Origin of the sequence: Desulfovibrio sp. (genome assembly GCF_018379785.1) — a bacterium.
GTDB lineage: Bacteria > Desulfobacterota > Desulfovibrionia > Desulfovibrionales > Desulfovibrionaceae > Desulfovibrio.
This window is the reverse complement of record NZ_JAGZUV010000013.1, coordinates 13,484-35,564: the sequence shown is the minus strand read 5'-3', so window position 1 is coordinate 35,564 and position 22,081 is coordinate 13,484. Positions and strand designations below refer to the sequence as shown.

General features: G+C 61.2%; 16 protein-coding genes. 7 read left to right on the top strand and 9 right to left on the bottom strand.

Annotated features, from left to right (window positions below; genetic code table 11):
• Window positions 1–2: 2 nt before the first annotated feature.
• From KH208_RS04320 to KH208_RS04305, 4 genes are read right to left on the bottom strand one after another with little or no spacing between them, the layout of a single operon-like run.
• Window positions 3–1,004 carry a DUF1848 domain-containing protein gene (locus KH208_RS04320; protein ID WP_291434144.1) on the bottom strand — a complete coding sequence of 334 codons (1,002 nt, stop codon included), beginning with the start codon at window positions 1,002–1,004 and terminating at the stop codon, window positions 3–5.
• 14 nt (window positions 1,005–1,018) lie between these two features.
• Window positions 1,019–1,882: a metal ABC transporter permease gene (locus tag KH208_RS04315; protein WP_291434142.1), complete on the bottom strand. Its 864-nt coding sequence runs from the start codon at window positions 1,880–1,882 to the stop codon at window positions 1,019–1,021.
• A complete protein-coding gene (locus KH208_RS04310) occupies window positions 1,875–2,831 on the bottom strand; it encodes a metal ABC transporter ATP-binding protein (protein WP_291434140.1) in 957 nt (318 codons plus the stop codon). The genes KH208_RS04315 and KH208_RS04310 overlap by 8 nt, the downstream gene beginning before the upstream one ends.
• Window positions 2,806–3,798 carry a zinc ABC transporter substrate-binding protein gene (locus KH208_RS04305; RefSeq protein WP_291434138.1) on the bottom strand — a complete coding sequence of 331 codons (993 nt, stop codon included), beginning with the start codon at window positions 3,796–3,798 and terminating at the stop codon, window positions 2,806–2,808. Before KH208_RS04305 ends, KH208_RS04310 begins: the two co-directional genes overlap by 26 nt.
• 304 nt (window positions 3,799–4,102) lie before the next feature.
• Between KH208_RS04305 and KH208_RS04300 the strand changes: the two genes are divergently transcribed.
• Both KH208_RS04300 and KH208_RS04295 read left to right on the top strand, forming a co-directional pair.
• Window positions 4,103–4,939, top strand: a complete 837-nt coding sequence (locus tag KH208_RS04300) for an aldo/keto reductase (RefSeq protein ID WP_291434135.1) — start codon at window positions 4,103–4,105, stop codon at window positions 4,937–4,939.
• A gap of 414 nt (window positions 4,940–5,353) precedes the next feature.
• Window positions 5,354–7,474 carry a methyl-accepting chemotaxis protein gene (locus KH208_RS04295; protein WP_291434133.1) on the top strand — a complete coding sequence of 707 codons (2,121 nt, stop codon included), beginning with the start codon at window positions 5,354–5,356 and terminating at the stop codon, window positions 7,472–7,474.
• Window positions 7,475–7,541: 67 nt separating this feature from the next.
• On the opposite strand, the gene KH208_RS04290 is transcribed toward KH208_RS04295, so the two are convergent.
• Window positions 7,542–8,282 (bottom strand): 4Fe-4S dicluster domain-containing protein, encoded by a 741-nt coding sequence (locus tag KH208_RS04290; protein ID WP_291434131.1) that lies wholly within the window; start codon window positions 8,280–8,282, stop codon window positions 7,542–7,544.
• 2 nt (window positions 8,283–8,284) lie between these two features.
• Window positions 8,285–11,317 carry a formate dehydrogenase-N subunit alpha gene (fdnG, locus tag KH208_RS04285; protein WP_291434129.1) on the bottom strand — a complete coding sequence of 1,011 codons (3,033 nt, stop codon included), beginning with the start codon at window positions 11,315–11,317 and terminating at the stop codon, window positions 8,285–8,287.
• A gap of 447 nt (window positions 11,318–11,764) precedes the next feature.
• On the opposite strand from fdnG, the gene KH208_RS04280 reads away from it, so the two are divergent.
• The 4 genes from KH208_RS04280 (at window position 11,765) to KH208_RS04265 (ending at window position 17,046) form a co-directional block, all read left to right on the top strand.
• Window positions 11,765–12,652 (top strand): formate dehydrogenase accessory protein FdhE, encoded by an 888-nt coding sequence (locus tag KH208_RS04280; protein ID WP_291434128.1) that lies wholly within the window; start codon window positions 11,765–11,767, stop codon window positions 12,650–12,652.
• Complete coding sequence (locus tag KH208_RS04275) at window positions 12,652–13,455, top strand: formate dehydrogenase accessory sulfurtransferase FdhD (RefSeq protein ID WP_291434126.1); 804 nt, start codon at window positions 12,652–12,654, stop codon at window positions 13,453–13,455. The genes KH208_RS04280 and KH208_RS04275 overlap by 1 nt, the downstream gene beginning before the upstream one ends.
• Window positions 13,452–14,075 (top strand): molybdenum cofactor guanylyltransferase, encoded by a 624-nt coding sequence (locus tag KH208_RS04270; RefSeq protein ID WP_291434124.1) that lies wholly within the window; start codon window positions 13,452–13,454, stop codon window positions 14,073–14,075. The genes KH208_RS04275 and KH208_RS04270 overlap by 4 nt, the downstream gene beginning before the upstream one ends.
• Window positions 14,076–15,306: 1,231 nt before the next feature.
• Window positions 15,307–17,046, top strand: a complete 1,740-nt coding sequence (locus KH208_RS04265; RefSeq protein WP_291434122.1) for a methyl-accepting chemotaxis protein — start codon at window positions 15,307–15,309, stop codon at window positions 17,044–17,046.
• Window positions 17,047–17,120: 74 nt separating this feature from the next.
• On the opposite strand, the gene KH208_RS04260 is transcribed toward KH208_RS04265, so the two are convergent.
• The 3 genes from KH208_RS04260 to KH208_RS04250 form a co-directional block, all read right to left on the bottom strand.
• A complete protein-coding gene (locus tag KH208_RS04260) occupies window positions 17,121–17,339 on the bottom strand; it encodes a hypothetical protein (protein WP_291434119.1) in 219 nt (72 codons plus the stop codon).
• A gap of 176 nt (window positions 17,340–17,515) precedes the next feature.
• Complete coding sequence (locus KH208_RS04255) at window positions 17,516–18,382, bottom strand: pirin family protein (RefSeq protein ID WP_291434117.1); 867 nt, start codon at window positions 18,380–18,382, stop codon at window positions 17,516–17,518.
• Window positions 18,383–18,674: 292 nt separating this feature from the next.
• Window positions 18,675–20,765 carry a methyl-accepting chemotaxis protein gene (locus tag KH208_RS04250; RefSeq protein WP_291434115.1) on the bottom strand — a complete coding sequence of 697 codons (2,091 nt, stop codon included), beginning with the start codon at window positions 20,763–20,765 and terminating at the stop codon, window positions 18,675–18,677.
• Window positions 20,766–20,988: 223 nt separating this feature from the next.
• Here KH208_RS04250 and KH208_RS04245 point away from each other — a divergent pair, with 223 nt between their 5' ends.
• Entirely contained in the window at window positions 20,989–21,732 is a 744-nt protein-coding gene (locus KH208_RS04245; protein ID WP_291434113.1) for a M23 family metallopeptidase, read from the top strand.
• Window positions 21,733–22,081 lie beyond the last annotated feature (349 nt).

Here is a 22,081-nt window from a genome sequence, read left to right as displayed (position 1 = left end):
CCTCAAATCAGGCTCTCCGCGCCGGGCCGCCGCGACGACAGCCGGGCCCGGACCACGGCCTGGGATTGATTGGCATAGCAATAGACGCAGGCGTGGGCGCAGGTGCTGTATGCGCCGATATCCTTGGCGGGCAGGCACTGGCAGTGCTTGCGGCGGCTGGGATCTTTGGCGGCCTTGCCGGACCTGTTCGCGGGCAGTAAGGTCGCGCGTGCCGGGTCCAGACCGCAGAGCCGCTGGATCTCCGCGTCGTCCGGGCAGAGGCGGCCGGCCAACGCCGGATCCACGCAGGCATTGGGCGTGATGCCCAGGGCGGAAAGATCCAGAGCTTCGGCGCAGGTACTCAGAACCAGGGGATGCGGCCAGGCGGCGTTGCGGCGGGCCAGGCCCTGAGCCAGGACCAGCATTTCCGCTTCCGAAGGCGCGCGCGGCGCTGCGGCATGGGCGGCCAGACGGCTTCTGATCTTTACGTACAGATCCAGAAAGCTGACTACCAGCTTGTCCGTATACGGGCTGATCCCGCGGCCCAGTGCGTCCAGGCGTTCCAACAGGGCCTCCGGAGGCAGACGCGCGGCCAGCAGCAGCGGATCCCAGCGCCAGATCACCCGCTGTCTGCCGAGCCGTTCCGACAGGCGGCAGAAGGTCTCCAGGCGCTGCTCCAGCGGGGGCAGGCCCGGCTCCAGACCCTCGGCTTCATAATTGTTGAGCGTGAACTGAAAATAGTATTTGAAGCCGTAATCCTCGATTTCCGCCAGATGCGGCAGCAGGGGGAGAGGGTTTTTGCTCCAGAAGATCAGCAGCCTGCAACGCTTGAAGGAGACGTATTGTTCTTGTCCGGCGTTAAAGGGATTGCGCCAGAGGCAATATCCGGCGCGCAGGCGTTCCAGCAGCCAGCGGACGTGAAAAGCCGGAATGTCCGTGGCCCGGCTGGCTGAAATGACATACGGGGCCACGGCCCGGCTCGGGCCTTGGGCTGTGGTGATCTGAACAGTGGGCCAGGCGGACATGTCAGCGCGCGGGTTCAGGCCCGCCGGTGGCCGCGCAGAGCGGCCCAGACGCAGCTTGCCGCGAACCAGCAGCAGGAAACCAGAATTATGGTGGCTCCACTGGACGTGGCCAGCCAATCCTGGGCGGACAGCGTCAGCCCGGCAAAGCCGGAACTGATGCCCGCCAGCAGAGCCCACCAGAACATGCCGCCCGCGGTGCGGGCCAGATTGCGGGCCGTGGCCGCCGGTACGATGAGCATGGCCGTGACCAGCAGCACGCCCACGGCCCAGACCGAAAACATGACCACCAGGGCCAGCAGGCCCGCGAAAAGATATTGCCAGAGCGCCACGCGTATGCCGTGCACCCGGGCCATGACCGGATTGAGGGCTATAGCCAGGAGGCGGTTGTAGCCCACGGCCTGAAAGAGCAGCATGCCCAGGAAGAGCAGGCCCAGAAAGGCGATTTCGCCTTCGCTGATGGTCAGGATGTCGCCGTAGAGAAATTGCTGCATGTCGCGGGCCACGCCGCTGGCCCGGCTGACCACGGCCAGGCCGAAGGCCACCACCGCTGAAAACACGATGCCGATGGCCGTATCGGCGGAGAGATTGCTTTTGCGGCGCACGGCCATGACCGCCAGCCCCACCAGCACGCCGAAAAGCGGCATGGACAGCCGGGGGTTCACAGCCAGAATCAGGCCCAGGGCCACTCCGGCGAAGGCCGAGTGCCCGATGGCGTCGGAAAAGAAGGCCATGCGGAAATTGATGACCTCCACGCCCAGCACGGCGGCCATGGGCGTGAGCAGCAACAAGCCCAGCAGGGCCTGTTGCATGAAGCGGGCCTGCAGGCAGTCCAGGGGCAACAGGCCGATCAGCGTGTAAAGCGGCGAAAAATCAGGCATGAGGATTTCCCCCGGCGGTATCGTCCGCTTCGGCCGGATCGTCCGGCGCTGCCGTGGCCGCCGTGGGAACGTGCAGAGCGCAGCCCCGGCAGGGCAGGGGGGGCAGAACGTTCAGCCGCTGTCCCGGATCGGACGGCAGATGATCCGGCCCGTACAGCGCTCCGCATTGGGGGCAGGCCGGATCCGCGCCGTCGCACTGGTCCGGATAGAGATGAATGGGCACACCGAAGAGATTCAGCAAGGTGGCGGCGGTCAGGGTGGTGCGCGGCGGCCCCTCGGCACGCACACATTTGTTCAGGCAGATCACATGGGTGGCGTAGTGGGCCGCCAAGGGCAGATTGTGGCTGACCATGAGCTGGGTAAAGCCGTATTCGCGCCGGGCCGTGTCCAGCACTTCCCAGAACAGGCGTTCGCCCTGAAAGTCCACGCCCGCTTCCGGCTCGTCCAGCACCAGCAGCTCCGGCTCATGGCCCAGAGCCGCGGCCAGCAGCACCCGGCGCAGTTCGCCGCCGGAGAGGTCGCCCAGACGGCGGTTTTCCAGATGTTCGGCCCGTACCAGGGCCAGCAGGCGGCGAGCCCGTGCGCGCGCCCCGGCTTTCAGCCCCAGCCAGAGCGGCCTGCGCTGGCGCTCCAGAGACAGAAATTCGCTGACCAGCAGCGGCAGGCCGCCGTCCATCTGCAATTGCTGCGGCACATAAGCCAGGCGAGGCCAGGCCGCGCCGCGCCTGCCGTCGGGAAGGATGCGCCCGGTATAGGGCACTTCGCCGATGAGACAGAGCAGCAGGGTGGTCTTGCCCGCGCCGTTGGGGCCCACCAGCACGGTATTGCCGCCGCGCGGCACGTCGGCGCAGATGTCCTCAAGAATCTGATTGTTTCCCCGGCGTACGCTCAGATGCTCAAAGACGATGGCCGGGGCGCAGTCTTCAGCGCGGGTCAAAATAATGCTCAAGGATTTTGCAATTGGCGGCCATGACGGCTTCGTAGTAGCCCAGGGGCGCATCAGCGGGGCCCGAGGCCACAGGATCAAGCTGCGCCGCGGGCACGCCGGTTTCGCGCGCCAGGGTCTGGGCGGGCTTGTCCGAATACTGCGGTTCGCCGGCAATGAGCACGGGTTTTTCTTCGCGGATGCGCCGTACCAGTTCCATGAGCCGGGCCGCTGAGGGTTGAACGTCCTCACTTTCCTGAATCACGTCCATAACCTCCAGGCCCGCGTCATGAACCAGATAGGCCAGCGCGTCGTGTTGCAGCACAATGCCCTTGCGCGGGGCGCAGGCGCCTACCTCGGCAAGACGGCGGCCCACGGAAAGCAGGCGCGCGGCATAGTCCTCGGCGGCGGCGCGATAGGCCGCCGCCCCTTGCGGGTCAATGCTGGCCAGGCCTTTGGCGATATTGTAGACCATGGCGGCGGCTTGCTGCGGTCCGGCAAAAATGTGCGGATTGACATTACCGTGGTCGTGTCCGGCATGCGGAGAAGGCGACATGCCGCGCGGCAGAGGCAGAGGATCAATGCCTTTGCTGCTGTCAATAACCGCGACCTTGGCGTTGATTTTTTTCAGAGGTGCGGCCAGGAATTCTTCCAGCCCCAGGCCGTTCATCACCACCACTTGGGCCTGGGCCAATTTTTGCAGATCCCGGGGAGTGGGGGCGTAGTCATGGGGGCAACCGGCCTGAGCCGGAATCAGCAGTTCCACCCGTACATAGGGGCGGCTGTGGGCCACATTACGGGTGAACAGATACACCGGAAACGTGGTCGCCAGCACGCGCAGCTCAGCGGGTTGGCCGGAGGGTTGGGGCGGAGCGGCCTGCACGGGCTGGGGCCGTATGCTGAAAAAAAGCCCGGCCAGAACAGCCAGGACAAGCAGAATATGGGCCAGGCGGACAGGCGGACGGTCCGGCGCGGCGGAATGTGCGGACATGGCGGTATTCCACGGTTAAGATAGTAACAAGACTACCTTTCATAAGACCCGAAATGGGCACTGTCAAGGCGGCTGCCGGGCCTGTGACATTGCCGGGACTTGCCGGGCGGCCTCGCCCGCAGTATTTTGAAAGAATGTGCATGCACGGCACGCGGGCGGCGTAGAGTCTGAACGATGTAACATTTCAAACGTAACATGTTCTAGAGTAGGCGGGCTTTGCTCGCCGTAAGCGAGCATTTCAAGTATTACATACTCAAATGACAACAGGTCGTGCCGGAATAATCCGGTGCGGCGGGAGTTTTATATGATTGAAAATATTTCCGCTTTGTTGCGTCTTAATGACGGCATGGAGATGCCCGGTTTCGGTTTCGGCTGTTATAAGGCTTCAGGACCTGAACTGGCCTTGGCCGTGCGGGAGGCTGTGGCCTGCGGCTACCGTTATATTGATACGGCCGCGTATTACCACAATGAAGACACGGTGGGCGAAGCCCTGCGGCAGAGCGGCCAACCGCGCGAAACGCTGTTTGTGCTTTCCAAAATCTGGCCTACGGACTTTGCCGAGCCGGTACGTGCTCTGGATCAGAGCCTCAAGCTGCTGGGCCTGGATTATCTGGACGGCTGTCTGCTGCACTGGCCGGGCCTGGACGACGCCCGGCGGCTGCGCGCTTTTGAGCAGTTGCTGCGCCAGAAAGAGCTGGGCAAGATCCGCGTCCTGGGCGTTTCCAATTTTCTGGCCGAGCATCTCAGCGAAATGCGCGACACTTTCGGTTTCTGGCCCGCGCTCAACCAGATTGAAGTCCATCCTTTGTTCAGCCAGGCGGCGCTCTGCCGTTTCTGCGCCCAATGCGGCATCCAGGTCATTTCCTGGAGCCCGTTGGGCCGGGGACGGGACATGGAGCAGCCCGTGGTGCGGGAACTGGCCGCTACGCTCAACAAAACGCCGGCTCAGATACTGCTGCGCTGGCATCTGGAAAAGGGTCTTTTGCCCATTCCCAAATCCGTCCATCGTGAGCGGATCAGGGAAAACAGCGAGGTTTTTGATTTCCGGCTGACGCCGGAGCAGATGGCGGCGCTGGATACGCTGGAAATGCCGGACGGGCAGGGTCGTATGGGACCGGACCCGCTGACCTATCCCCGTTGATCTGCCTCCGCTGTCCCCCGCTGGTCCATTGTCCGGCCGCTTGTCCGCTCGCCTTTTCTCCCGGTCTTTCTCATACAATATCTTTCCCCGGTATCCGGGCCGCCCCATGGGGCGGCCCGCGCTCGTTTCGGTGCCTCGCATCCATTGCCGGGGATGAGTCTTATGAAGTTCCGCCGGGAACGGTCGCCGACAGACAAAATAAGCGGGGTCGGCCAGCAATCTCCCATATATATTTTTTTTAATAAGTATGATCAGATGAAAACAAGGCGCTTGCCTGTTCCGGGCCGGAGACATCCGTGAGCCCGCGTTTCGGGTCGGCCCGTTGCGAAGGACTTCAACGCACAGTCGCGGACGTCGCGGCTGTGCGTCTATATACCGCAATGAAGCGGGTTTCTCCACATAACGAGGCTTTCTATGTTTACGAGCAGTATAGGCAAAAAAATCGGCAGCGGTTTCGCGCTGCTTCTTCTGCTCGCCTGTCTGGCGGGCTATCTTTCTTCGGCGGAAATGCGGCGGGCGGCCGATGATTCCCGGCGCGTGGCCGCCGAATATATACCCAAGGTCAAATTTGCCCTCAACCTGGGCTGGAGCCTCAACGACGCGTTGACGCGCATCAATGAGGCCCCCGGAAGCAAGCAGGCCGGACAGGAGGCGTTACAGGTTCTGGAAAAAGTGCGTGCCGACTTTGAAAAAATGCGTGAGCATTCCATAAAATATCCCTCACATGTGCCCCTGGCGGAATTCGTGCGCGATTTCCCGGCGCCGTTTGAAGCTCTGGCGGCATTCACCCGGGAATCTATCGAAACCGGGGAACACACGCGCGCCGTCATAGCGCGTATGGAGGGCCTCGGCGCGGCGGCCCTGGAATCCCTGACGGCTTTGGAAGATCTGGTCCGGGAGACCACCCGCGAGTTTGTCGAGGCCGGCAATACGGCCATGAGCCTGCAATATGCCGACAATCAGCGTGACGCTGCGCGTCTTTACGCCATGACCCAGGAAATTCGCCTGTTGATGAAAGGCGTTATATACAACAATGATGCGGCGGCCTTTGCCGCGGCGGAAGAAATTTTCACGCGTATGAACGCCCTTGCCGCGACAGTAAAGGGAAGGCTTGTCAAACCCGCATGCCAGGAAGCTTTTGCGCGGGCGGAAAAAAGCATGAACGAATACATGAGCGGCGCGCGCGAAATGTTCGCGGCCAAAGGCAAAGAGGCCGAAATTTCGGCACGGCTGGCCGACTATGCCGCGGCCACAAGCCGTCTGACGCACGACATCGGGGTAACGGGTTTGCGCATTGCCGAAGGCATCGCCGACAGCAACTATGACGATCTGAAATCCACCGTACGCAACAGCCTGATTATTCTGGCGGCGGTATTGCTTTTGGGCGCCGCGCTGGCTGTGGGCATTACGCGTATGATCACCAAGCCCCTGCGTGTGACCGTGGATTTCGCTCAGGGAGTGGCGGCCGGTAATCTGGACCAGGAACTGGCTCTGCACGCACGGGATGAAACCGGCCGTCTGGCTGATGCCTTGCGCAGCATGGTGGGCAGCCTGCGGCAGCGTCTGGCGGAAGTGACCGAACAGTCGGAACAGGCGCGCCGCAAGGGCGAGGAAGCCCGGCTGGCCTTGGAGGAAGCCCATGCCGCGCGCAAGGCTGCCGACAGCGCCCGCAGAGAGGGCATCCAGTCCGCGGCCGCGCGGATGGAGGATATTGTGCGCGCCGTGTCCGAGGCCTCGGAGATTCTGAGCAGCCGCATTGCCGGAGCCGGGGCCGGAGCGGAAGAAGCCGCGGCGGGTATGGGCGAAACCTCCACCGCCATGGATGAGATGAACGCCACGGTTTCAGAGGTGGCGCGCAACGCTTCTGAAACCGCTTCGTTCAGCGACAGGATGCGCAGCCGTGCCCGTGAAGGCGCGGGCGTGGTGCGTGACGCCGTGAACGGCATCGAAAAAGCCCGTGACCAGGCCTCGGTGCTCAAAGAGGCCATGGAAGCGCTCGGCGAACAGGCCGAGGGCATCGGCCGGATTATGACTACCATCTCGGACATTGCCGACCAGACCAATCTTTTGGCTTTGAACGCCGCCATTGAGGCGGCGCGGGCCGGGGACGCGGGACGCGGGTTTGCCGTGGTGGCCGACGAAGTGCGCAAGCTGGCGGAAAAAACCATGAGCGCCACCACGGAAGTGGGCAGCGCCATCGGCGACATTCAGAAGGCCACGGACAACAATATCCGGCATGTGGAGCAGACCGTCGCAATGATCGTCAGCACCTCGACCCTGGCGGGCAGCTCCGGAGCGGCTCTGGAAGAGATCGTCTCCATGGCCGTTGAGGCTTCGGACAAGGTGCGCACCATAGCTACGGCCGCTGAAGAGCAGTCTTCGGCTTCGGAAGAGATCACCAGGGCTGTGGGCCGGGTGAACGGTATTTCCGGCGATGTGGCCGAAGCCATGCGCGAGGCTGCGCGGGCTTTGGAAAGCCTTGCGGCGCAGGAAGAAGTGCTGCGGCAACTGATCGTGGAACTGAAGCGGGGATGAGGAGAGGCCGGGAGCGTTGACTGCCAACGCTCCCGGCCTTCAGTTTTCGGCAATGATTCGCTGATGCTCAGCCGCGCAGCACGCGCTGGAACAGATCCCGGCGGGAGATGTTCCGGGCGGGTCGCGCTTTTTCGGCGTTGGCCAGCATGGTCCGCGAGGCGTCGGCCACGGCATGCTCAAAGTAGGCGGCCGGGGCTTCCTTGAAGAGATAGATGACGCGCACGCTGTCCGCATCCCCCAGGCTGGCCTCGGGCCAGTCCTTTTTGACTTCCTCCAGGCGCTTTCCTGCCAGGGCCTGCATTTCCTCTTCGTCGCCGAAGTTCATGCAGCCCGTGGGGCAGGAGGCCACGCAGGCCGGAACCATGCCCTGCATAATCCGGTCGAAGCACATGTCGCACTTGGCGATCAGGCCGCTTTTCTCGTCTTTGCGGGGAATGTCATAGGGACAGGCCGAGCGCACGCCCTCAAAGTCCACCTTGGACGAATCCGGTGTGGGCACCACGGCCCCGGTGGCTTCATCGTGCAAAAAGGCGTTTTCCGATTCCATGTCCGCCTGGGCTTTGCAGGGGGCATCCACGCAGTGGCGGCACTGCTCGGGGAAGAAGTTCCAGCTGACCTTGCCGTTCTTGTCCGCTGCTTCCTTGAAACGCACCACTCTGACAGTCTGCCCCGAGAGGTCGGGCGGGTTCTGGTGCGAGCCGCTGTTGCGGGTTTTTTCAGCGGGCAGGTTTTTCCATTGCTTACAGGCGATCTGACAACCACGGCAGGCTGTACAGCGCGTTAAATCCACAAAGAACATCTTGCCCATGACTAGCCCGCCTTCTTTTCAATGTTGACCATAAAGGCCTTGCTTTCCGGAATGCCCGTGTTCGGGTCGCCCACCATGGCGGTAAGCAGGTTGGCGGCGTCGCCGCCGTCTTCCGGGACCAGCCAGCCGAAGTGCCAGGACGTGCCGATGACGTGTACTGTCTTGCCGTTGGCGGTATAAGGCCTCAGGCGCGGGGTGACCATGGCCACGCATTCTATCTTGCCGCGACGGCTGGCCAGCACGACCTTGTCGCCGTTTTTGATGCCCTTGGCCTTGGCCAGCACAGGGTCCAGCTCAGCGAAGTTCTGGGGCTCGGCCTCGGTGAGCCAGGGCACGCGACGGGTCATCAGGCCGGTCTGCCAGTGCTCGGTCACCCGGTAGGTGGTGCCTATATAGGGGTATTTTTTGTCGTTCACGGCCAGTTGTTCGCCCGGAGCCTTGTAATAGACCGGACTGCGCGCCTGGGACGAGAAGTCGTGCCTGGCGAAGGGGGATTCGGCGGGTTCGTAATATTCGGGGAAGGGCCCGTCGGCGCAGCCCGGCCCGTAAATGGCCCCGAAACCGTCCTTCTGCATAATGAAGGGATGCTTGGCCCCCGGACCGCCTCCACCGTCCACGATGTCGCCTACCCAGGCCTTGCCGTCCCAGGTAATGACCGCTTTGTCCGGATTCCAGGGTTTGCCGTTCTTGTCCACCGAGGCACGGTTGTAGATAATCCGGCGGTTGGCGGGCCAGGAGAAGGACCAGTTGGGGAACAGGCCGATGCGGGCCTGGTCCTCTGTCTGGCTGTGCTCCTGCCGGGCCATCAGATTGCCCTTTTCGGTCCACGCGCCGGAATGCAGCCAGTTGCCGCTGGCCGTGGAGCCGTCAGCCTGAAGCACCACAAAGTTGGGCACCTGCTCTCCGGCTTTGTATTCCTTGTCGCCGATCTTCACGTCGCGGGTGAAGTAACCGTTCATGATCTTGGCCACCTTGGCCGGGCTGAAGGCATGGCCTTCCTTCCAGCCGTCGATGCCCAGTTGCAGCACCGGCTCCGGGAAAGCGCCGCCCTGCTGGTAGAGCTTGCGGATTTCCTCCATCAGCTCCAGCATGATGTCGCCGTCGGGCTTGGTTTCGCCCCAGGGGATGGGCCCGGCATAGCGCCACTGGATCCAGCGCCCGGAGTTGCTCACCGAGCCTTCTTTTTCAATGGAAACGGCGCAGGGCAGCAGGAAGACCTCGGTCTTGATCTGGGTGGGATCCATGCCTGGACCGCGCCAGAACGAGCCGGTTTCATTGTCAAAAAGATTGACGTTGACCAGCCAGTCCAGCTTGGTCATGGCCTGGCGGTGCTTGTTGGAGTTGGGGCCGGAGCAGGCCGGGTTCATACCCCAGGCGAACAGGCCCTTGATCTCCCCCTGGCCCATCTTGTGGAAGACGGACTGCCAGTAGTAGTCCAGCAGGGATTTGCCCGCGTCCACGCGCGGCAGCAGGGCATAGCCCTCCTCGGGCGAAAGCGCCGGGAAGAAAGACTTGATCAGGCTGGCCATGTACTTGGGCCGGTGCTGCCACCAGTTCACGCTCATGGGGTCGGCGGACTTGGGCGTGGTTGCGTTGTAATCCGCCAGGGTCGCATGGGCGCTGGTGGGGCCGGGCAGATAGCCGGGGAAGCTGGAGGAGAGCAGGCCGTGGTCCGTGGAGCCCTGCACGTTGGATTCGCCTCGCAGGGCGTTGACGCCGCCTCCGGCCACGCCGATGTTGCCCAGCAGCAGCTGGACCATGGACATGGTGCGGATGTTCTGCACGCCGTAGGTGTGCTGGGTCCAGCCCATGGCGTACAGAATGGTGCCCGCCTTGTCCGGCCTGCCGGTGGCGGCAAAGGCCTTGTACACGGTTTCCAGATCCTTGGCCGGAGTGCCCGTGGCCTTGGCCACGGCGGCGATGCTGTAGCGCTTGTAATGGTCGCGCAGCAGATTGAGCACGCAACGCGGGTTCTTGAAGCTCGCGTCACGCACAGGCACGCCCTTGTCGTCCAGCTCAAAGGCCCAGGCCTTTTTGTCGTACGCGGCTTTCTTGGCGTCAAAGCCCGCGAACAGGCCGTTTTTAAAGCCGTACTTCTTGTTCACCACCAGAGGGGCGTTGGTGTATTCGCGCACGTACTCCTCGAAATAGAGTTTATTGTCGAGGATGTATTTGATCATTCCGCCCAGAAAGGCGATGTCCGAGCCGGGACGCAGGCCCACATGATGGTGGCACAGTCCCGAGGTGCGCGTGAAGCGCGGGTCCACATGAATGAGCGTGGCGCCCTTATCCTTGGCGCGCAGCACCCACTTGAAGGAAATGGGATGGTTTTCGGCAGCATTGCTGCCCATGATCAACACACAATCACTGTTGGCGATATCGTTCCAGTGATTGGTCATCGCGCCGCGTCCGAAAGACTCTGCCAGAGCCTTGACTGTGGAGCTGTGTCAGAGACGCGCCTGGTGCTCGATATACACCAGGCCCAGGGCGCGCTGCATGGCCTGCAGGGCCCAGCATTCTTCATTGTCCAGGGCGGCGGAACCCAGGGAGGCAATGGCCTCGGTGCGGTTGACCACCTGACCGGCAGCGTTTTTCTCCGTAAAGGTGGCGTCGCGGGTGGCTTTGACGCGCCTGGCGATCTCCGGCAGGGCCCAGCTCCATTCCACTTCCTTCCATTCCGTGGCGCCTGGCGCGCGGTACAGCGGCTTTTGGGGCCGGTCTTTATTGGACGCCAGCTGGAAGGTGGACGCGCCCTTGGCGCACAGGCTCCCTTCATTGATGGGGTGGTCGGGGTTGCCTTCCACGTTGATGGCCTTGCCCGGCCCGTCGGGATGCCCTTCGGCGCTGGTGCTGACCAGCAGCCCGCAGCCCACGGCGCAATAACAGCAGACCGAGGTGGTCTGCCTGGTCCATTTCAGCTTGGCGTCCTGCGCCGCCGCGGCCACCGGAGTCAGGCTGATGCCCAGGCCGCCGAAGGCCACACTGGCGGTGGCGCCCGCGCCCAGCTTCAGAAAGCCTCTGCGCGAAAATTGCATATGCTCTTCTCCTTGGTAGAGGAATGCGCTGTCCGGCATTCTTTATTTTTATTATGCTTTAAAAAACATAATAAAAAATTTGTGTACAACGCATTCACGCCACCAGAATATTCGCGATATCCACATCTATTTCTTTACGTAGGTGATGAAGATGACAGTCATCATGGGGCGTGCTGCGTTATGGTAACGGTATATGTGCCTTGCTTCCATGTCAATATAGTGAAAAAAAATTCATGATTGCCTCTCAACTTCCGGTGTTATAAATTACGCCATATTGTCAGACAGGCTGGGGCAAAGGGCCTCGGGGACCACGGCGACGCGTAAAATTTTTCGCGCGGTTGCGCGGTTCCGTCTTCTGTCGTATAGCACGGGCGCGGGGGATTGCCCTGCATCCTCCGTGGCCCCACTGCTTTTGCTCAGCACCTTCAGCGCCTATGGAAAAAATATATGGCCACTCTCTTTTCTCTTGATGACGCCGCTTTGAGCCGCCGCCTGGAGCGTCTTGCCGCCCTGGCCTGGCTGCCCGGAGCCCTGCTGGAAATCGTGGGCGGCACGCTGCGTCTGCAACGGGCGGCCCGCGGCAGCCTGAACCAGCCGGATGCGGCGCGTCTTGCTGTAGCCGGGCCCGAAGCCCAGGCTCAAGGCGCGCCCTTGCTGCCCGCCGCTGACTTTCCCTATGATCCTGTTCCGGCCCGTCCGCTCTGGGACGAACTCTGCGCCCTGCTGGCCTCGCTCCAGGGCAGTCCGGCCGAGGCCGTGCAGGCCCTGCGCCGGGAAACCGCGGCGGATGAGATGCTGCCCGACAAAGCCTTCGCGGCCTTCATGCAAAACAATGAAGCGTTTTTCTCGGCCTGGGCCGAGCGTCTGCCGCAGGCCCCGGCTCTGGTCCATTTTCTGGCTCAGGCCGTTCTGACTCCACAACTGGCCGCCGTGACCGATGCGCTGGCCGCCGCGCGCGACGACCGTCGCGTCTGGGAGCACGGGCATTGCCCGCACTGCGGCCGTCCGCCCTTCATGGGCGAACTGCGCGGCAAAGAAGGCCAGCGCCGGCATACCTGCTCATTCTGCGGCGCAAGTTACAGAACGGCCAGGCTGCAATGTCCCTTCTGTCTGGAGCGCGGAGAGGACAAATTACGCATGTTTACTACTGACAGCCTGCCGTTTTTTGAAGTGCATGTCTGCAAGACCTGCAACAACTACATAAAGCTGGCCGATCTGCGTGAACAGGCCGAAGCCCTGCCCGCGCCCCTGAGTGATCTGGCTTCTCTGCCGCTGGACATGCTGGCCCGGCAGGAGGGCTACAGTCGCCCGACGCCGTCGGCCTGGGGCTTCTGATGAACAGCGCCTGTCGTGGACGGACGTCCGGCCCGGTTCCTCTGGATGTGCGGGCCCGGCGTTTCCGGCGCGGCCGCTGGGAGGATCTGCCTGAGGTGGCCGCCCGCGAGGAGGCCGTGCGCGTGCTTCATCCCGGCGGAAGCGCTGACCTCTGGGCCTGGCCGCATGAGTTGGAGGATCTGGCCTTGGGGCATGTGCTGCTGGACTGCTCCCCATGCGGAACGACGGCGTCCTGCTCCGGCGAAAGGCAGGAAGATGCTTTGGGGGACAGGCCCGTCCCCCTGCGAGCGGGGCGGGTGGAGCATCTGGACGCGCCCGAGGGACGGCATTGCCTGCGGGTGCGTTTGGAGTTTTCTCCGGCTGATCCCGCTGTCCCTGCCACGACGCCGCGCCTCGGCGCCGCCGCTCTTCTGGCGCGGATGGATGATTTTTTCGCCGAACCGGGTCTCTGGGACGGCACGGGTTCGTTCCACCGCGCGGGTTTGTTCCATCCTGAAAAAGGGCTGGTACGGGTGGCCGAAGATATCGGACGCCACAACTGTCTGGACCGCCTGGCCGGATTCTGTGCCCGACAGAACCTTGAACCCGCCGGGCATGCGCTGTTTATCTCTGCCCGGATCACCGGCAGTCTGTATGCCAAGGCCCGGCGGGCCGGCTTCGCGTTGCTGGTCAGCCGGGGCGCGGTGACCAGCGCGGCCCTGACAGCGGCCATGTCGCAGGACATAACTCTGGTGGGCTTTTGCCGCCCTGCGGAGGAACGGTTGACCGTATTCTGCGACAGTGCCGGACGGGTGACGGCATGACCAAAACCACCAGGGGCGGCGTGGCCGGTGTGGTGCTGGCCGGAGGGCTTTCTTCGCGCCTGGGACAGGAAAAGGCCCTTTTGCGGGTGCACGGCCGGGAACAGCCGGATCTGCTGTGCCGCACACACAGCCTGTTGACCGCGCTTTTACCTCAATGCTGGGTGGCCTGTCGTCCGGGACGTCCTCGTTCGGGCTATGACTGCCTTTTTGACCAGATGGAGGGCCTGGGCCCGTTCAGCGGCGTGCATGCGGCCCTGCGCGGGGCCGCTCAACAGGGCTATGCCGCCGTGCTGGCTCTGTCCTGCGATCTGCCTTTCATGGACGATGCCACCTTGCGCCGCCTGCTGGCCGCGCGCGACGCCGCGTCCCCCGACCGCCTGCTTACAACATTCTGTCAGACCGAAACGGGTTTTATCGAGGCGCTCACGGCCATCTATGAAGTGGCGGCGCTGCCTCTGTTCGACAAGGCCCTGGCCCGGGGCGAGCGCAAGCTGAGCCGCATTATTCCCCAGGAACGGCAGGAGCGTATCGCCTACAGCCAGAGTGAAGCCCTGCCTTTTTTCAACATCAATTATCCCGCTGACCTGGAACTGGTGCGCCGCCTGCTGGCCGCGTTCTAAAGCAGATTACTTTTACAACGCTACATGTTTCATAATGGTTCATTTCGGCAAAAACGCGGTTATCGCTGTTGGCGTTCCCCGCATGGCTCCGTTGCCGCCAACGGGGACAGCCCTTCGGGCTGCCTTCGGCCGTTTTGCCGGAATCCACGCCGCGTTGCTCTCGATGCCTGTATGCCCTTTGGGCTACAGGCACGGCCCTACGGGCCGCCCGTCGGGTCGGTCTTCGCGGCGCGTCTCACCGGGTTCGACGTTAGAGTATTTCAAAACAGAGTTGTGTTAATAATGTAATTTATTGGAATATATTATAAAAATATTTATAAGATTTTCCTGTCAGCTTTAATGCCAACAGTTTTTATGGCTTTGGGTGGGCCATATGGTCTCTTCTCAGCCGCTGTGCCGGGACAGGCCTTCACTTCTCTGGAGCGGCGCAGCTCACACGGCCTGTTTCATACAGTGCGTTGATACAAGCTATTCAAAGAGTCATACAATAATCCATACGCATTCGTCCCGGAAACCGGGAAACGCGCCGAACGCCTTCCGTCCATTTTGGCTGATAAAAAAGGAAAAATTAAGGATTTGAGGCAGATTGCGGCGTTGGCGGTGACGTTTCGGCAGGAGCATTCCTTTTTTCCGGATAGTTAGGATTATAAAAGATTACGAAAAATCTTATCGGGCGTTAGCCGCTGATAGGGAACGATATGTTATCTTATATTCCCCACCCTGCCTAAAGATATGGTTTTTTGTTCCGATAGAAGAAAGTATAGAGCGTGTTTTTTAACAGCGTGTGCTGCGCGGGAAAGAAAAGACTCCCCTCCAGACCGGGGGGAGCCATGAAGCGCGGAATGGTCGCCGCAGGCTGGAAGTTTGCGAAGTGATGCAAGGGGAGGCAAGCCCATGTTTGGCCCTTTTCTCCAAAATTCTATGTGTGCCTATCCCTTCCCTCAGCTTCCTTTGGCGCGGGGACCGATTGCGCGTAAAAGCAATCACAAGAGGGTGTTGACGCGGTGGCAGTCTCTCTCTCTCTCTCTCTCTCTCTCTCTCTCTCTCTCTCTCTGCTGATTGCGCCCGTATCTGAGCGCCGCGCGGCTTTCCGATTTTTTGCGTTTGCAAACAAAAAGGCCTTGCCCCTTTCCGGGGCGAGGCCTTTTTTTCCGCCACCAGTAATTTGACAACTGTAATAGTCAGACGGGAATGTTCAACCCCAACACGTCCAAAACGAAGGAGAAGGCAAATGAAGCTCTCGACGAAAATTGCGGCCAGCATGGGGTGCTTGGCCGTGCTCATGGCGATTATGGGCGGGTATCTGATCATGCAGACGGCTAAAATCAACGACAGCTACTCGATGATCGTGGAGCAGATGATGCCGATCCGATCGAACGCGGGCGATATTGACAAAGCGGCGACGGCATACCGCCTGAACGAAGTGCTGCATCTCTATGCCACGGACCCTGCAGCGATGAAGAGGTACGAAGAACGGCAGGAAAAATGGGCAGGGGTCGTCGCCCAAGGTATCAAAAATCTTGAAGGATTGCTCTTCCGTCCTGCAGCTAAACAGGCTTTTCAGGCGTATTTGGCGGTTCGACAGGCATATATGGACACGCATCAACGCTTGCTCACGCTTTCACGGGAAAACCGTACACAGGAAGCTGTGGCTTTGCTGAACGGCGATTCACGCGCGCAATATGACGCTATGGACGAGAGTCTGGAACAGATGGTGCAAGTGATCAATAAGGCTGTTGCTGAAGCCAATGCCGCGGGCGACGCTATGTATGCCGCTTCGCGCCTGATCGGCATCTGCCTGGTGGTGGGAGCCGTGTTGATTGCTATCGTTCTGACCTTGCTGTTGGTACGCAATACCCTGCGCCAGTTGGGCAAGGATCCCGGTGAACTGAACGTCATCGCCAAGCGCGTGGTGGACGGCGACTATAATGTGGATGACGGCGGGAAAAAAATGGGCGTCTATGGTTCCATTGTGGAAATGGTCAATGCCCTGAAAGAACATATTGAGAACGCCCGGCGCGAGTCGGAAAACGCTAGGGAACAGTCCTCTAGGGCTCAAGAGGCCATGACTCAGGCCGAGGCCGCGAGCAAGGAGGCTCAGTCCAAGACCCAAGCCATGCTGGTGGCTGCCGACAAGCTGGAGCAGGTGGGTGTAGTGGTTTCCTCGGCCTCCACCGAACTTTCGGCCCAGATCGAGCAGTCCGACCGGGGAGCGGCCGAGTCCGCCCAGCGCCTGTCCGAAGCGGCCACGGCCATGAACGAAATGAACGCCACGGTCCAGGAAGTGGCGAAGAATGCCGGTTCAGCTTCCAGCGCTTCCGCCGAGACCAAACAGAGAGCCGAGGCTGGCGCGCAGGTGGTGGAAAAGGCCGTGCGCAGCATTGAGGAAGTTCACCATCTGTCCTTGGAACTCAAGGCGGACATGACCCAGCTCAACGAACATGCCCAGGACATCACCCGGATCATGAATGTGATCTCGGACATCGCGGACCAGACCAACCTGCTGGCCCTGAATGCGGCCATTGAGGCGGCACGGGCCGGAGAGGCCGGACGGGGCTTTGCCGTGGTGGCTGACGAAGTGCGCAAGCTGGCTGAAAAAACCATGGCTTCCACGCAGGATGTGGGCAACGCCATCAAGGCCATTCAGGAAAGCACGACCAAGAGCATGACCGGCGTGGACAATGCCGTAGAACGCATCGGCGAGGCCACGGAACTGGCCAATCAATCCGGGCGCGCCTTGCAGGAAATTGTGACCACGGTGGAGGCCACGGCGGATCAGGTCAACGCCATTGCCACGGCCAGCGAAGAACAGTCCGCAGCCAGCGAGGAAATCAACCAGTCCATCGTCCAGGTCAACGACATGGCCAAGCAGACCGCCGACGCCATGGGCGAGGCGGCCAAGGCCGTGTCCGAACTGGCGGCTCAGGCCCAGGGGCTCACGGAACTGATTCAGGAACTGAAAGAAGCATAAGCGCAATCTTACGGCCGGATGGTTTCTTCTCCTCCCCCGGCCGTAAACAGGCGCGTTCCGGACAACACGCGCCGTTACCGGGCGTGCCCCCTGTCCACATCGGGGCGCGCTTCAACCGGGGCGGGGTGTGTCTTTTTCCTGTTTTTTTCCTCGTCTGAACTCGTCCGGATATTTGGCGCGAAGACCGCTTCTTTCACGGTTATGCCACGATTCCCGTCCAACGTAACTTTGGCGGCCTTGAGCTTGGCGAGCTCCATCCCGATGTCCTTGACTTGAGCTGCGGTGATGGTCATGCTTTTATCTCTCCTGTTTCGCCGGGACCGTGCCCCGGATTGCCGTTTTGTCTTTCCGGCCGAGCGGGGCGCATTAATCCAGGGCCGCCAAAGCATGACGGAAGGGGCCGGTGAAAGAAGGTCATGCCATCCTTTCACCGGCCCCGGTCTCAGAAGTATTGGTACGGCGTATACGATTACGCGCGGGCTCCCGCAGTCTTTTCGGCGTGCTTGATGAAGGTGCCGTCCTCCAGTTCCTGGAAGGCTTCGCGCAGTTCGTCCTCGCTGTTCATAACGATGGGGCCGCCCCAGGCCACGGCTTCGTGCAGGGGCTTGCCGGATACCAGCACCAGGCGCGCGCCCTCCGGGCCGCCGGTCAAAGCCACGGCGTCGCCTTCCGTAAAGAGATAGGCGTGCTTGGCCGACAGCATGGCGTTGTTTTCCGTAAGCGCGCAGGTGCCCTCCACCAGATAGGCAAAGACGGTATGCGAGGGATTGGTCTCCACAGTCCAGGTGTGCCCCGGCTTGAGAGTCATATCCAGAAAACGCACATCCACATAATCGCCCTTGGTGGCGCCTTCCACATTCTTATATCGCCCGGTCACCACAGCCACGGTGCCCGCGTCTTCTTCCACCTTGGGCACCATGTCCACGGTGATGTCGCGGTATTTGGGCTCCACCATCTTGTCCTTGCGGGGCAGGTTGATCCAGAGCTGCAGACCCAGAATCCTGTCGCTGGCCTGCGGCATTTCCTGGTGCAGAATGCCGCTGCCCGCGGTCATCCATTGGCAGCAGCCGTCCAGAATCTTGCCCGAATTGCCCAGGCTGTCCTTATGATCGATCTCGCCCTGGATAAGATAGGTGAAGGTTTCAATGCCCCGATGCGGGTGCATGGGAAAGCCTTTGATGTAGTCAGCGGGATTGCGGGAGTCGAAAGCGTCCAGCATCAGAAAAGGATCAAAACTTCTTACGGTGGGGGAACCCAAAACGCGGACCAGATGCACACCCGCGCCGTCAATGGCGGAATGACCGGTAACATCGCTTTTAATAGTACGGTACTTCATAGTGCGCTCCTTTTCCCGGCCGCTCCATGCGGCGCATGGCGGCGGAAAAGAAATATATATGTAACCGGATCACGCGGCCCTGGGGCAACGTCCCCGGCAAAAAAGGATTGCGCTTCGGAGCCGGAGGAGCGGACGTAACGCCTGCCCGGCGGCGGCAGCGCGGCTGCCGCCATGCAATCCTGACGGATTGCATATAACTCCGAAAAACAGACTGTCCAGTGGCGGAGCGGCAGGCACAAAAAAACTCCCCGGCGCTAACCGGGGAGGCTGCTACTGTCCGGGCTGGTCGCGCTCAGGGCTTGAGCTTGTCCATCAACTGCCGGATTTCGGCCATCTGGCCGTTGAGTTGCTGGGCGGCGTTATTGGCGTCTGCAATGACCACGGCCACATCCTTGAGGGTGCTGTCCACCGCTTCCACGGCTTCGTTGATCTGCGCCGACGAAGCGGACTGCTGTTCCGAGGCCGTGGCAATGGCCCGCACCATGTCGGCGGACAGGGCCGTGATTTCCACAATGTCCTTGAGCCGGTCGCCCGAAGTGTTGGCAAGGCCGGTCACTTCCTCGATACTGACCACGGCGCGGTCCACATGCTCCATATTGCGGCGGGTGCCCTGCTGGATGTTTTCAATGGCGCTGCCCACTTCCGTGGTGGCGCTCATGGTTTTTTCCGCCAGCTTGCGCACCTCGTCGGCCACCACGGCAAATCCGCGCCCGGCATCGCCGGCGCGTGCGGCTTCAATGGCCGCATTGAGCGCCAGCAGATTGGTCTGGTCGGCGATATCCGAGATCACGGTCATGATCTGATTGATGCTCTGGGCTTCGTCACTCAGCTTTTCCATGTCCGCGCGCAGAGCCAGGGAGTTCTTCTGCACTAGGTTAATGGAGGAAACCACCTGCCCCACGATGTTCTGGCCGTCCGTGGCCGTATTGCGCATATTGTCGGAACTGGCGGCCGCGTCGCTGGCGTTTTTGGAAATGTCCAGCACGGCCATATTCATTTGTTCCATGGCGGTGAGCGTGTCGTGCATGCGTTCCGTTGTTTCGGCGGTGGCCGTGTCGGTTTTCGCCAGTACGCTGACCAGTTGTTCACAAGCCGAATTGGCCGCTTGCAGCAGATCCAGCACCGAGGCGGCCACCCCGCGCATGGTTTCGCTGTTGCGTTTGATGGCTTCCTGCTGCTCAAAAGTTGTGGTGGTGTCCAGCAGAATCAGAATGGCGTGCGACAATCGGCCCTTGTCGTCGAGCATGGGCTTGGTAAAAATATCCGCATGCATGGGTTTGCCTGTTTTCCGCTCGACAACGAAGTCCATGCTGGCGGCTTCTCCGCTTTCCAGGCACTGGGTGATGGAAGTGGCGCGTGTCTCGTCATTGTAATAAAATTTGCCGGACGTCATGCCGATGACGTCTTCCATCTTTCCCGGATGCTCAAAAGTGCTCAGCATGGGAGCATTGGCGAAAGCCAGTTTGTCTTCCGTGTCGAACACGGCGCAGGGCACGGGCAGGGTCTCCAGCACGCCGTGCGAGAAAGCGAGCTGGCTTTCCAGCTTGTCCAGCATGGCGTCGAGGGCTCTGGACAGGGTGCCGATTTCATTGTTCGAATGGGTTTCAATGCGCGAGGCGTAATCGCCGGCCATGACTTTTTGGGCAAAATCGGAAAGACGCTCCAAGGGGCGGCAGATGCCCCTGCGGGCGTAGACGGCTGAAATCAGACTGAGCAGCAGAGTCAGGGCCAGAGCAAAACAGAGGAAGAGGCCGTTATGATCGACGCGCTCGATGCTGGCGGCCACTTGGGCGCTGGTGCGCTTTTCCAAAGCGGCGAAAAATTCATTGAGCGGAGCCATGATTTTTTCGGTTTCCGCATTATAGGCCGGACCAAAGACCAGTTCGCGGGCACGCTCCATATCGGGTTCGCCCTTGACCGTGTAGTCGCCCTTGGCGTCTTTGTAGATGCCTTTGACGGCGTTCATGGCCTCGGTTTCCAGAGCGATCAGCGCGTCGGAAAGCTGGTTGCCTTTTTCCACCAGGGCGAATTCGTCGGTGGTGACTCCGTACTGTCGCATCAGGTCGGTAAGCGCGATTTTCCGGCCAGGAGCCACTTCGCGGCTGGTCGCGCGGGGCGTTTTGCCCGCCCGCTCGTCCACAATGCCGAAATAGATTTTTTCATACCGGCTGTCGCCGGTGGCGGCGTACTGGCGAACATTGCTGGTGAGCTGCTTGGAGGATTCCATCAGTTCACCGGCAAGTTGAACGGCTATTTCCTTGTTGCGCGCGAGATCCAGATTATTTTGAATGGCGTAATACAGCTGGAAGACAAAATAACCCACAAGGCATGTCAGGATAATAATCCCAGCGTTTATGGCGGATGAGGCCTTGCTGATGCTCATGCATTGCTCCTGAGACAGAGGTAAATTTTATTACGAAAGTTCGTGTCTGCCTGATAGATCGCCGGAAATCAGAAAAGTTTTAGGGCAAAACCTTTGTCAACCGGGCGATTTTTTAAAGATTGCGGGAAAAAAGTGTTTCGTGTTCCCTTGCCATAGCGGGACTTGACGCGCAAGCCCTTAGGCGGACAAAAAGGCATATCATATCCATCAGAGGAGGCCGAGTTTGACAACCATACCGCATCATGCCGCCGCTGCGGCTTTGTTCCTTGCCCTGTCGGTCGCCTTGCCCTGCCTGGCGGCGGAGGAGAGCGGCGTGCCGCAAGCCCCGGCCTCGTCTCCGTCCATTGCCGACGGCGCGGCAACGGTTGCGCCGCCTTTGTCCGCCGCGCGGGAAGCGGGCAAACTGCCGCCTCTGGCGGAAATGATCACCTCTCCCTTCGGGCGGCGGCGTATGCCCGGCTGGCTGAGCCGGCGCGGCATGGTGATGCGCGAGCATTCCGGCCTGGATATCCGTGCCCGGCTGGGCTGGCCCGTGGTGGCTTTTGACGGCGGCATGGTCAGCCATGCCGGGCCGCACGGCCTTTCCGGCATAGTGGTGGAAATCCGGCAGGATGACGGCATGACCGCGCGCTATGCCCATCTGCAGAAGGTCCTGGTCTCTGCGGGACGGCGGGTGGGGCGCGGCGAAGCCGTGGGCCTGGTGGGCTGTACCGGCAGGACCACGGGCGCGCATCTGCATTTTGGCCTGCAAAACGCCAAGGGGGAACTGGTGGACCCCTTGCCGTATCTGCGCAGCGCCGAGCAGTTGTTGCGCCCCGCGCCCGGGCAGATTCCCGCTGAACTCACGCCGCAGCAGTGCGGCCCGGTAATCCGGGGCCGTAACGGACGGCCCGCGCGAATGGGCGACCTTAAGGCCCTGGAGAATTACAGCCCGCCGCCCATCCCCGTCTGGGGCGAAGGGCGGTAGCGGCATCCGGTGTTCCCGGCCGCCTGCCTGAAATTTCGTCTCCTCTTTCTTTACGCCTGTTTCGCCGCCCCTCGCCGCTTCCGTGCGCCGGGGCGGCGTTTCTGGTTTGGTTCCCGCGCACCGGCGGACCGTCCTCCGCCCCGCGCCGAATTCATAAAATCTTTTTCTGGCCCGGACATTGCATATCTGCTTAACGTTTGGCCGGCTATGCCGGACAAAGGGCTTTTGTTGGACAGGTTGGACAAGGCGGTTCGCGCCCACATTCTTGGAAAATGGCGTTGTGGGCCGCCGCGGACCGCTTCACGCAGGCCATATGGACCGTTTTGCGCAACCTGTTGTTCTGTATAAT